General features: G+C 60.7%; 1 protein-coding gene. It reads left to right on the forward strand.

Annotated elements, in window-relative coordinates; all coding sequences use genetic code 11:
* Positions 1 to 626 (forward strand): calcium-binding protein (locus NMG80_RS37705; protein ID WP_436798526.1); only part of this gene is annotated, 626 nt, incomplete at both ends.

The raw sequence follows: 626 nt of genomic DNA on the forward strand, positions 1-626 counted from the left end.
GCCTCGGCGGCTCTGATCGGCTGGACGGCCGGGGCGGGTCGGACCGGCTCGTCGGTGGTCTTGGCGCCGATATCCTCACCGGCGGAACGGGAAACGACAGCTTCGTCTTCGCCGCCGGCCATGGCCACGACACCGTCACCGACGTCGACCTTTCCGGCGACGATCTCCTGGAGATTTCAGGATACCAAAACTATAGCGAACTCCGGCAGGTCGGGAGCGACACGCTGGTCGTCTTCTCCGACAGTGACTCTGTTCTCCTGAAAGACGTAACCAGCGCCTCGTTGAGCAGTTCGGATTTCGTCTGGACCGATCCACTCGATGAACCGCCGCCGGGGTCAATCGTAGGAGACGACGGCGACAATACGCTTACCGGCAGTTCCGGTGCTGACGTCATTTATGGAATGGACGGCAGCGACGTCTTGGACGGAAAAGCGGGCGCCGACACGCTTGTCGGCGGCACGGGTAATGACGTCTACTATGTCGACAATGCCGGTGACAAAACCATCGAAGAGACCAATGGCGGCTTCGACGAGACGCACGCCTATACAAACTGGACCCTGACCGACAACGTCGAAAACCTCTTCCTGAGGTCGGCTGCCAATCTGGCGGGAAAAGGCAACGGGCTC

It is taken from the genome of Mesorhizobium escarrei, from assembly GCF_935825525.1.
Lineage (GTDB): Bacteria > Pseudomonadota > Alphaproteobacteria > Rhizobiales > Rhizobiaceae > Mesorhizobium > Mesorhizobium escarrei.